An 11,944-nucleotide genomic window follows, 5' to 3' on the forward strand; every position below is an offset into this window, starting at 1 on the left:
TACAATTCGGATTCCTTCGAAGATAACAGAAGACATATCTTTGCCGCCCAGAATGCGAACCGTAGCTTTTCATACACTTGGCTGTAAGCTTAACTTTTCGGAGACGAGCACCATTGCGCGGCAGCTCATAGCAGCTGGTTATCAGCGTGTTGATTTCAAGGAATCGGCCGATGTGTATATCATCAATACCTGTTCGGTTACTGATCAGGCAGATGCCACATGCAGAAACATCGTTCGGCAGGCGCTGAAGGTGAATCCGAACGGTTTTGTGGCCGTAATCGGTTGCTATGCGCAGCTGAAACCACAGGAAATTGCCAACATTGAAGGCGTTGATATTGTGCTTGGCGCCAACGAGAAATTCAACATTGCTGGTTACCTCGAAAACCTAGAGAAAGGTCCAGAAGCAGGCGTACACAGCTGCGAGATCAAAGATGTGAAGGAATTCGTTCCGGGATTCTCATCCAACGATCGTACGCGCACGTTTCTGAAACTACAGGACGGTTGCGATTATTTCTGCTCATTCTGCACCATTCCGCTGGCGCGAGGAAGAAGTCGAAGCGAGAACATCGCTAACAGCCTTGTTTCTGCCAAAGAAGCCATTGCCACAGGCGTGAAAGAGATTGTACTTACTGGTGTGAACATCGGTGATTTCGGTTCGGGAACAGACGAAAACTTCTTTCAACTCATTCAACAATTGGATATGTTGGAAGGTGATGTGGAACGCTTCCGTATTTCGAGCATTGAGCCGAATCTTTTGAGTGACGAGATCATCCGTTTCTGCGCCAGTTCCGAACGTTTTGTGCCGCATTTCCACATTCCGTTGCAAAGTGGATCTAATGAGCTATTGAGCAAAATGAGAAGACGCTACGATTCTGCCCTGTACAGAAGCCGCATTGAGACGATTAGAGAAGTAATGCAGCATGCTTGTATTGGCGTTGATGTGATTGTTGGCCACCCAGGCGAAACAGAAGAAGAATTCCTAAAAACGTATCAGTTCTTGAACGAACTGCCTATCTCCTACTTGCACGTGTTCACGTATTCGGAACGTCCGAATACCACAGCTGTTCGGGTGAAGGAGGAAATTGTGCCTATTTCCGAAAGAAGGAAACGCAATAAGATGCTTACCATTCTAAGCGAGAAGAAAAAGCGGGCGTTCTATCAACCTTTTGAAGGAACTGTTCGCCCAGTGCTTTTTGAACACGAGGAAAAGGATGGTTTCATGTTCGGATACACCGACAATTACCTACGGGTTCAGATTCCGTATGACGAAGCCCTGAGTGGAAAGATCATTGACACCGAACTTAGCAAATTGAATGACGGAGGCGTGTTTGAAGGCACCTTGCAATTGGCTCATTCGCTTACTCGCTAAGTAGCTTAGCCTATGTATCCAACCTTTTACGACCTTGTTCTAGACCTCTTCGGGATTTCTGTTCCTGCATTTAACGTGATGCAGATGTATGGCATGATGGTCGGTCTTGGCTTCATTGTAGGCAGTATACTACTCACACTCGAACTGCAACGGAAAGAGCGCATCGGCCAATTAAAGCCGCTAACCAAGAAATCTGGAAGCAAGGAAACCATCATACATCCCTACGACCACGTAGGCAATATTGCCATGATCTGCTGTTTCGGAGCCATTGCGGGTGGAAAACTGTTTCACAATCTGGAAAACTGGGATGAGATGATGGCCGATCCGATGGCTGCGCTCACTTCCATGGGTGGTTTTTCCTTTTTAGGAGGACTTATCGTGTCTATGGGTCTTTTTGCGTGGTATGCGAAAAGAAACAAACTGAGCATCCTTCATTTTCTCGATGCAGTGATGCCATCTGTGGCCATTGGCTATGGCTTCGGTCGCTTGGGTTGCCATATTTCTGGCGATGGCGATTGGGGAATTCCGAACGACAGTCCCATGCCTGATTGGTTGAGCTTCCTTCCCGATTGGATGTGGGCCTACAACTACCCGAATAATGTGCTGCATGTGGATATGATCCAATACTTTGCAGATAAAGGCTATACGAGCTTGACTGGCTACGCCTATCCTACCCCGATCTACGAGATCATCATGTCCATCTTCATGTTTGCATTCATGTGGAGCATGCGCAAGCGATGGACTGTTCCCGGAATCATGCTTTCGGTCTATCTGATACTATCGGGTATTGAACGCCTACTGATTGAACAGATCCGCATCAATAACGAATACAACGTGCTGGGTGGAATTACGCAGGCAGAGATGTTATCCCTCGCCATGGTGCTGATCGGGGCCTTTGGCCTCTATTACATGCCGAAAGTGGGCGAACGTTGGGCCAAGGTTTAATCAGACGCCAAGTTCAGCTCCCTAAAAGCCAACAACTCCCCAAGCGCTTTTTGCACCTTCTCTTTGGAAGGAATCATGGTTTCTTCCAAGATGGAATTGAGCGGAATGGCAGGCTTCTTCCGTTCATCTTGACTGAGGCAATCTCAAATTTTCCAAGGAATTACAATGGATGATTGTTGATCCGGTTATTAATCTCTGACAATATTCTGATTGAATTCAAAACCATCACCGTCAATAAGTTGCATCAGATACATCCCTTTTACTTCTGGAAGCTCGTATTGGAATAATTGAGATGTGCGGAATTGATCCATTCTGATCAAAACCCCTAGAGTATTATACAGTTTTACCGTCATCCATTGATCCGAGCCAGTAGCTTCGATGTTCACGTATCCCGTAGATGGATTAGGGTAAATTTTCGGTTGAATTCTAAGACTTGGGTAATCCTCTTCAATTCCAGTGAGCAAGAGCGGGCAGTCATATGAAGAATCGGGATAAACAGTCTCTCCATCAATTGTAACGCAATACAAATAAGTTCCGCGCTCAAATGGAGGTACTAAAAGTCCCATCAGGCCGAATGAATTCCCTATTCCTTCTATCAGATCCACATAGTTCGAATCATAACCTAGAGAGATTCCGAATCTTTTGTGGTAATCATTTCCGATTAAAATGGAGTCTATGCTGCTAACAACATTGGTTTCATTTGAAGGATCATTGATCAGAGTTGGAGGCAGCGTATCGCCAATAGAAAGATCAAAATCGTACAGCAAGGTGTCTGAAACGCTCGAATGTTGCTTGAAATATACCTTCTTATTCAAGCTATCTTCCCTATAATAACCCCAAAGTTCATAGAAGAAATTATGGTGGACATTCCCCGTACAATTGCCCCAAGAGTCTTCCGAATAAACTTTTCCCTTTTTACCGATGCTGCGATATGTTAAACCATTAAAGACCGTATCTCCGGTAATCCAATATTGATAATCTTCACAGCAACCGCATTGAAATCCACCTGAACTTTCCCTCCATATAGCATTGGAGGAGGGAAAAGGATGGTACGCGTTCACCTGAGATTGAACATTCTCAGATAAAATTAAAACCAACAGAAAAAGAAATGACCGTAGCTCTTTCATAAGCGCAACTCTATTGTTAAAACTACGAATTGTACCAATCACATGCACGTATTGGCTCATTGATGAAAACCAATGGGCTTGCCGAAAACGAATGGATAAGAGTGGAATTGGCTGTTCTCAATAAGCCAACAACTCCCCAAGCGCTTTTTGCACCTTCTCTTTAGAAGGAATCATGGTTTCTTCCAAGATGGAATTGAGCGGAATGGCTGGCATGTCTTCTGAGCCGATGACCTTAACAGGCGCATCGAGGTATTCGAAACAATGTTCAGAAATGCGCGCAGCAATGCTTTGAGCGAATGAGTTGGAAACAGGTTCTTCCGTCAACACAAGACATCTTCCATGCTTCTTCACTGTGGCATAAATGAGTTCTGTATCCAATGGTTGAAGGGTTCGAAGATCAATGATCTCTACACGGCCTTTGAATTCCTTAGCCGCATTCCTACTCCAATAAACACCCCTTCCATAGGTGATAACGCAGCAGCTTTCAGATTTTTCAATCGATTCACTGTCAGCCTCTTGCACTACCCTACCTTTACCAAAAGGTATAACGTAATCTTCGCTTGGCTCGATGGTGCGCGCTTCTTCTGTTCCTTTGATCTTGCTCCAATACAGACCTTTGTGTTCGAGCATCACCACAGGATTCGGGTCGTAGTAAGCAGCTTTCATCAATCCTTTGAGATCGGCACCTGTGGATGGATACGCCACCTTGATGCCTTTGATGTTGCAGAGCACGCTCTCCACACTTGATGAGTGATAGGGTCCTCCGCTACCATACGCGCCAATTGGAACGCGGAGAATGCAGCTTACAGGCCATTTGCCATTGCTGAGATAACACGAACGACTTACTTCCGTGAAAAGCTGATTCAATCCCGGCCAGATGTAATCCGCAAACTGTACTTCCACAATAGGTTTCAATCCAGCAGCACTCATACCCACGGTGCTACCGATGATGAACGCTTCTTGAATAGGCGTATTGAATACGCGATGGTCTCCGAATTTCTCGGCAAGCGTAGCCGCTTCGCGGAACACTCCTCCAAGCCTTCTGCCTACATCCTGTCCGTAAAGCAAGCATTCTGGGTGCTTTTCCATCAACTCACGAATGGCGAAAAGGGCGCTATCCACCATTACGGTTGCTTCCTTGCCTGCTGGCGCACGTTCTCCTGTTTCTTCCGTGATGGGCGTTGGGGCATACACGTGGGTAAAAAGGTCTTCTGGACGCGGGTCTTCGAAGGTCAGTGCCTTATCGTATTCTGCTTGCACAAAAGCCGTAGTTTCTGATTCAATGGTCAAGAGTTCCGCTTCCGAAACTTCGGCATCCAACAATTGCTTTCTCAGAATCGGATATGGGTCGCGCTTGGCGTGTTCGGCCAGGTTCTCTTCCGAACGATAAAAATCCATGCGAACACCCGAAGTATGGTGGTTCAGCAAGGGCACTTTTGCATGTACCATCATGGGTCTTCGCTCCCTTCGGATGGTCGCTATGGCCTTTTGAACCGTAGTGTATGATTCAATGAAGTTACTTCCGTTAATCGATTGTACCTCAAGTCCTTTGAATCCTTGAGCATACTGGCTGGCATCCATGGCACGTATCTCGTCCGCACTGGCCGAAATATCCCATTCGTTGTCCTGAACCAAGTAAAGAATAGGCAATTGCTTGAGCACCGCCATTTGCAGCGCTTCCGACACTTCGCCTTCCGTAATGGCCGCATCGCCAATAGAGCAGACCACCACAGGCCTGTCCTCCATCTCCGCATCCAGCTTCATCAATTCGCGGTACTGCACGCCCATGGCGATACCCGTGGTAGGAATGGCCTGCATGCCTGTGGCCGAACTCTGATGCGGGATCTTCGGCATGTCATCCCGCTTCAAACTCGGGTGACTGTAATAGGTCCTTCCGCCTGAGAATGGATCATCGCGCTTGGCCAATAACTGCAACATCAATTCGTGCGGCTGCATGCCAATGGACAGCAGGATGGAATCATCGCGGTAGTAGGGCGCCACAAAATCCTGTGGCTTCAACTGCATTCCTAGGGCGATCTGAATGGCTTCGTGACCGCGCGATGTGGCATGCACATACTTGCTTGTTACCCTCGCATTGGCCTCATAGAGTATGGTCATGGCCTTGGCCGTGCACATCAAGCGGTAGGCTTTCTTCAGCGTTTCTACAGATACGGATGCTTTCGATGTCTTTATCATGAACCACAAAGTTGACAAAGTTGATGGAGTTGACAAAGTTAGATATGAGATGTGAGACGTGAGATGTGAGATTAGATTGTGGTGGATAGTGCAGAACGAATCGTTTCGTTCGCCTAAGGCGGATGAAGGATGCTGTGGAAACACGAATTCTTCAGGCTACATTCCAATATCTAAAATCTAATATCTCATAGCTCAAAGCACATATCTAATAGCCCTTCACAAATAGGGTGTTGAAAGTGGAATTATTGGCGTGATTTTGTTGGATAATTGAAAAATAACTTCCAACTTCATGTTGTTAATATCTCCCATCCGAAGGTCATGAACACGGATTAGGAGACATGCTACCAGCCCTAAACCATCTGCTACCATGACCAAGCAACATTACATATTTCTCAAAAAGGAGTTCACGCTGCGCGAAATGCAGGTCATTTCGCTCAATGCACTCGGACTTAAACAACGACAAATAGCCGCCTATCTAAACATTGCCGAGTCAACGGTGAAGACCCACCTCTGCACCATCCGCATCAAGCTGGGCTACAAAAAGAACGAGGACGACAGCCGCAAACTGATGTCCGATTCGCTTGCCAATGGCTTTGACCGTGAAGGAAACTACACAGGACTGCATCTCTTCCCAGATCATCCTGCCTCTGATATGCCTTGGGGCGCGGGGATTTAGGTAATAGGTATCAGGTATTAGGTATTAGGTAATAGGTATTAGGTGTTAGGTGTTAGGTGTTAGATGTTGGGTATTAGCTCAAACGTACACTTCAGTCTCAACTCTCCCCTGGTTCAATAGATCAAAGCTTTCCCCTGATCCCTAAAATCGAAGAATCCTCCACTGCGGTCGGAATGACAGTAGTAGTTGGCGTAGCTCACTGCTCGAACCTCTCTGCTCAAACCTCAAACCTCAGTCTCAACTCTCCTCCGCATCAATAGATCAAAACGTACCTCTAATACGCTAACGAGCTAATTACCTGAGCCCTTAAGAAGATTCCTCCACTGCGGTCGGAATGACAGTAGTAGTTGGCGTAGCTCACTGCTCGAACCTCTCTGCTCAAACCTCAAACCTCAGTCTCAACTCTCCCCCTTTAGGCCTACGCCCAAAGGATTAGACCAAAGGGATTACACCTTTTAGCCTAGTCCTATCTTTTTGATTATCAATACATTAACTCTATATATGTTTGTAATGCCGCTAGCAGCAAACGTTCTTTGACATCTGGAACAGTACCCTCATCAAAACCGTATTCAGCGGAAGTCCGCGAACTTTAAAAGAAGACAGCGGAACACTAAAAGAAGACAGCGGAACTCTAAAGGAAGACAGCGGAACTCTAAAGGAAGACAGCGGAACTCTAAAAGTAGAAAGCAGAACACTAAAAGAAGACAGCGGAACTCTAAAGGAAGACAGCGGAACTCTAAAAGTAGAAAGCAGAACTCTAAAAGAAGAAAGCAGAACTCTAAAAGAAGAAAGCAGAACTCTAAAAGAAGAAAGCAGAACTCTAAAAGAAGAAAGCAAAACACTAAAAGAAGAAAGCGGAACTTCCAAGGAATATGCAACAGATTTCCCAATTGCCCGCGTTTGGCGACCGCTAAACGCATCTAACCAATTAAAAAACAAACGTCATGAAAAAGGATTATGTACCCGGAAGTAATGGAGCATTCAGATCATGGGTCATCTCGCTCTACTCATTTGTAAGCAACAATGCTGTGGAATGGGACCTGCCCGTTTCAGTGGTACCAGAGTTTGATTCCATGCTCACAGAGTTCCTAGCGCTTTTTGCCACTGTAGAAAACAAGCGCACCCGCACCACCGAACAAGTACTTACCTACGAAAGCTATAAGGCTGAGTTCACCACCTTTCTGCGAAGCTTGGTGCAGGTGCATCTGGTGCGCAATTCACAGATTCCTTACGCCACCAAAATTGCCATGAACCTCAATCCACGCGTTGGAAGTAGCGAACGGCCCGACATTGACAGTGAACCGATCATCGTGCTTACCAATGCGGCCAGAGGTGTTATCAAGATCAAATTACTGGTGCTCGATATGGGCAAACGCCCTAAGATTCACCCAAATGCCAACGGTGCCGAGCTGCGCTTCTACATCAGTGCTGTGCCAACACAGGTGCAAGCGGCCAAACCAGAAGCATCTACCGATAGCCCGCAGGAACCAACACCGACACCAACACCCATTCCGATTCCTACACCTACGCCCAACACAGCGGCTAGCAACAAGGATGTGTTTGTGATGGATACCTTCTTCACCACGCGTGGTAGCTTCGACCGAAAAATGGAGAACTACCTAGGCAAAGCATTTGTGGTGCAAGGCCGATGGGTGAACACCACTGATGCCGAAAAGAATGGCACCTGGTCTGATTTCTTCACCATTATTATTGCGTAGCCAATGGCCTTCTTCGCAGGCAGCTACCTTCTGAACCCCGTTGGGCCTTGGCCTGGCGGGGTTCTTTTTTTTTGTAAATGTGGCATGCTAAGGGATGAAAAAACACAGGATTGAGGTGATAGAGTGTTGGAAGTTTGGATTGGGATTTGTAGTATTGGCGGGTATAAACATCACAAGGCTAGAAGTAAGAATTACGCATAGCACGCCAAGTGCCAAACCAACTTAAAGACCACTGCCATATACGCACATGTCAGTACAAAAGACTTAAACAAAATAGTGAGCCCTTTAGACCGTATTTTTGATGATAGAGAGCTGAAAAACAATAAATTAGCAGCACCAACTCGAAAGGCGGCTATGAATGGTATAACTGATATCCCCTAGTTGGCGGTAATTGTTGAAGCCGTTTGAAAGTGCGGCTCTAAATTGAAAACTAAGCAGTTTCTACGTTGAAACTTACGGACGACAAGCAAGTCAACACCACGAAGAAATTTAAGCCCTTACTTTATTGCAGCGAAACGTTGGTAGCAATTAAAAACAAAATCACACATGAAAAAACAGTTTTATTTAATGCTTTCAATGCTTTTACTATCTGTAATTGCACTATCGCAAGAAGGAGTTATTCCAGTTGGAGTTACCAGCACATCAAATCCGCACTACCTAGAACCTCTGGAAAGTAATTACCTACCTGAATGTTACACGTCTTTAGCAAAGAAAGGGGCTTACTTAAGATTATCAAATCCTAAAACTGGAATGACCGCATTGTTCATAGTAAGAGGCTCTATTCAATCAGGAACTTTTGGTAATGTAACCGTTACACTTGATTATTTCTCTTTATTAAAAGACGCTAACAATAGTACTTTCAATGAATACCTGTACTGTGGTGTAGTAAGTGAATCTGATGCTTTAACTGAAATAGCAACATTAAAAGAGAATGATGAAAAGAGTAAAATAAGGTCAGAAGAATTTGCAATTAGACTAGCTGAAAATAAGAGAGTCAGAGATAGTATATCTGATAGACTTGAAGCTAATGGAATGGAGACTTCGATAACTTATTATGCTATCAATAATAATTTTGAAGGAGCGTTAGCTAATATTACTGCGGACACTTCCGATACTGGATATTCGCAATTTGGAGGTTTTAGCGCAGCTTCTTCGAATATACCAGTAGGGACTTTCCTTAGAGTCACGTATATGGAGGGCACTAGGTATGAGAAAGTAATATACGTTGAAGTCGTAAAAAAAATATCAATTCAACATAGTGACGTTGATTTAATTGTGTTTAAGGAAGCTTATAAGAGTTTAGGTATAAGTATTGCTAAAAAACAATGCTCTGTGATTTACGAGATTATATCTAAAGAAGAGTATTTGACTCTATCAAACCAGGATAATATTAATAAGTAGTTGGTTTATGTTTTGAGTGTTTCATGACTCTGGTAATGCAGTAGATTTTAAATACTGTTCTTCCAAGTCAATCTCGACAAGTCTAAAAATGACCCTCAGTTTATTTTGATATATCAACGTTTGACAAAAAAATTAAAACAACTACCGCCAACATCTGCTATCAAAATAGGGCGTGACGACAGGTACGCAAGCCTTGGTGGTTCCTACCCAGTTCGGTTTCGGCTGAAAGGACGAAGCAGTTAAAGCCCTATTTTTCATAGCAGTAACCGTTGTGTGTAATTTTAAATGAGGACAGCGCTGACAATTTTTCTGACACTCACTTGTCTGACGATATTTGCCCAGACGGTTGTGACTGGAACGTTGGTTGACAGTAAGACATTGGAACCAATAAACTATGGAAATGTATTTATTCCAAAAACAGGCATTGGTTGTACGGTAAACACAACCGGCAGTTTTTCACTTAATGTTGGTCAAAGCACGGTAATCGAAGTTGGGGCAATAGGTTATCCTAAGCATGTAATTTATAATCTAAAGCAGGATGTTGATACCATAAGCCTTGGTCAAATTCATTTGGTATATGTCGGTTCCAGCGGTTTTGTGACCGTTGCTAAAAAAAGGTTTCTATCAAAGAAGACAAGATTGGTTTGCGTTCCTTATGACAATACGAAAGAGATTAATTCTGAAGACTTTGTAATTAAATGTCCGAAAGGGGGTGTTTGCTATAAATGGGAGTATGACGAAGCGGCCTTTTTGATGTCGTTGAATTTTGAAATGATAAAAAACTACACACAACACCAACCATCAAAATAGGGCGTGACGTGTTTGCCGCAAGTTCATCACGGTTTGCAGTTTTCGCTTTCGGGCGAAAGGACGACAGGATTAAAGCCCTATTTTCATAGTTGTAAAACGTTGGCAAACATTTTAAAAACCAAACACATGAAACACACAATCTTAACTACGCTTCTCACTGCCCTTATCATCACTGCATTTGGTCAATCATTTGAAGGGACAGTAACCTATGAAATGGAAATCAAGAACCCAATGCCTGACAAGATTCCTGATAGTCTCTTTTTTGCAAGCATTGGAGGTGTTTCGAAGTTTACTCAGGTATACAACTACAAAGACAACCTCTATAAATCGGAAATTAAAGAAACAGGGTTGGTTCAGTTATATGACCCAAAAACCAATCGTCTGTACAGTTACAATGCGGCAAAAGATTCCGCAGCTTGGTCAGACGGGTCAAAGTACATGGACGAGTTGGTTGAAGCCAGGAAACTCGATGAAAAAGAAACAATACTTGGCGTGGAATGCAATGCTATTGTGGTTAAATCGACACTTGCCGAGACTACCTACTACTATTCGGACAAGTACAAAATGGACCCGAAGTTGTTTAAGGGACATAAATACGGTTTGTGGGAAGATTATCTCAAAGAAACTGGAGCCTTACCTCTGAAGTTTGTTGTGAAGTCACCCTTCTCGAATATGGTAACCACTGCTGTGGACATCAAAGAAGAACAACTTTCAAACGACCTATTTAAACTGCCTAAGTTCAAATCAGTGGTTAAGAATCTGTTCTGACTGCCAAACGCCTTTTATCCGCCTTACGCTCACAATGACAAATCCCCCGATACCTTAATCGGAATGAAAACGATTGTAGTTGGTTTAGTTTCTTGCCTTGCTCTGCTCGTCAGTCCCAGTTTCAATGACGCTTCTACATTGGGTAACGTAGATTATCTACAAATTGGGAAACTGATGTACACTGAAGACGAAAAAGAAATAGAAGAATTATTTGAAAACTTCCGTTCCGATCAAAAACGCTTTCTGAGGCGGAACAAAAAGCTCCTTGAATACTATGGATTTAATGAGTTGAAAGATGAGTTCAATCTTCTTTTCCTCTATGGTGAATACAAAGAATTGCTTAAATCCATTGACTGGCGAGGAGAAGAAGGTGAAAAGGAGGTGGAGGACTTCATTGAAAAGCGTCTGCCACAAACGAAAATCGATTGGTCTATTACGAATGGATTACGAGAAGAATACAAGGACTCAGTCCAACATGACGGAACTTTCATTATCAAACTGTTCAAAGCCGTAGACATGGATGTACGAAATTCAGGTCACGGATTACTTTTCTTTGACACAGGGTCGGATTTCTACGCGTTCATTGTTTTAAGCGCAGCAAATGCTGACAAAGTCAATTCCATTGCACCTCGACAATTCATGAAAGCGTCTGACCTGAAAGAATAAAAAACGTTTGCCAACACCAACTATCAAAATAGGGCGTGACGTGTTTGCCGCAAGTTCATCACGGTTTGCAGTTTTTAGTTTCGGGCGAAAGGTTGAAGGTATTAAAGCCCTATTTTCATAGTTGTAAAACGTTGGAGTAAATTGGTGGCGCGGTCTGAAAATGCGGCTGTAACGTGAAAGTTCGACAGCTTCTAAAATAAAGTATTGAATGAGTCCAATAACTTTTCCATTTCAAGGAATACCGACAATAATCAGTCTGGTAGCCGTT

At 44.0% G+C, this 11,944-nt stretch carries 10 protein-coding genes; 8 read left to right on the top strand and 2 right to left on the bottom strand.

Going from position 1 to position 11,944, the window contains the following annotated elements; genetic code table 11:
- The first annotated feature begins 52 nt into the window (after positions 1–52).
- The gene (gene mtaB / locus K9J17_16355; GenBank protein MCF8278301.1) at positions 53–1,369 is read left to right on the top strand and encodes a tRNA (N(6)-L-threonylcarbamoyladenosine(37)-C(2))-methylthiotransferase MtaB; all 1,317 of its coding nucleotides are present in this window, start codon (positions 53–55) and stop codon (positions 1,367–1,369) included.
- 12 nt (positions 1,370–1,381) lie between these two features.
- Positions 1,382–2,314 (top strand): prolipoprotein diacylglyceryl transferase, encoded by a 933-nt coding sequence (locus K9J17_16360; protein MCF8278302.1) that lies wholly within the window; start codon positions 1,382–1,384, stop codon positions 2,312–2,314.
- Positions 2,315–2,502: 188 nt separating this feature from the next.
- Here K9J17_16360 and K9J17_16365 read toward each other — a convergent pair whose 3' ends face one another.
- On the bottom strand, positions 2,503–3,129 hold the full coding sequence (locus tag K9J17_16365; GenBank protein ID MCF8278303.1) for a T9SS type A sorting domain-containing protein: 627 nt from the start codon (positions 3,127–3,129) through the stop codon (positions 2,503–2,505).
- Positions 3,130–3,558: 429 nt separating this feature from the next.
- Complete coding sequence (locus K9J17_16370) at positions 3,559–5,637, bottom strand: tungsten formylmethanofuran dehydrogenase (protein ID MCF8278304.1); 2,079 nt, start codon at positions 5,635–5,637, stop codon at positions 3,559–3,561.
- Positions 5,638–6,004: 367 nt separating this feature from the next.
- Here K9J17_16370 and K9J17_16375 point away from each other — a divergent pair, with 367 nt between their 5' ends.
- From K9J17_16375 to K9J17_16400, 6 genes are all read left to right on the top strand, one after another.
- Positions 6,005–6,313, top strand: coding sequence for a helix-turn-helix transcriptional regulator (locus tag K9J17_16375; protein MCF8278305.1), 309 nt, complete (start codon positions 6,005–6,007; stop codon positions 6,311–6,313).
- A gap of 944 nt (positions 6,314–7,257) precedes the next feature.
- Complete coding sequence (locus K9J17_16380) at positions 7,258–8,031, top strand: hypothetical protein (GenBank protein MCF8278306.1); 774 nt, start codon at positions 7,258–7,260, stop codon at positions 8,029–8,031.
- A 546-nt stretch (positions 8,032–8,577) separates the two neighbouring features.
- Positions 8,578–9,432: a hypothetical protein gene (locus K9J17_16385; protein ID MCF8278307.1), complete on the top strand. Its 855-nt coding sequence runs from the start codon at positions 8,578–8,580 to the stop codon at positions 9,430–9,432.
- Positions 9,433–9,717: 285 nt separating this feature from the next.
- Positions 9,718–10,242 carry a carboxypeptidase-like regulatory domain-containing protein gene (locus tag K9J17_16390; protein MCF8278308.1) on the top strand — a complete coding sequence of 175 codons (525 nt, stop codon included), beginning with the start codon at positions 9,718–9,720 and terminating at the stop codon, positions 10,240–10,242.
- A 126-nt stretch (positions 10,243–10,368) separates the two neighbouring features.
- The gene (locus tag K9J17_16395; protein ID MCF8278309.1) at positions 10,369–11,010 is read left to right on the top strand and encodes a hypothetical protein; all 642 of its coding nucleotides are present in this window, start codon (positions 10,369–10,371) and stop codon (positions 11,008–11,010) included.
- Between the two features lie 63 nt (positions 11,011–11,073).
- Entirely contained in the window at positions 11,074–11,676 is a 603-nt protein-coding gene (locus tag K9J17_16400) for a hypothetical protein (protein MCF8278310.1), read from the top strand.
- Positions 11,677–11,944: the final 268 nt, after the last annotated feature.

Source organism: Flavobacteriales bacterium (genome assembly GCA_021739695.1).
Taxonomy (GTDB): Bacteria; Bacteroidota; Bacteroidia; order UBA10329; family UBA10329; genus UBA10329.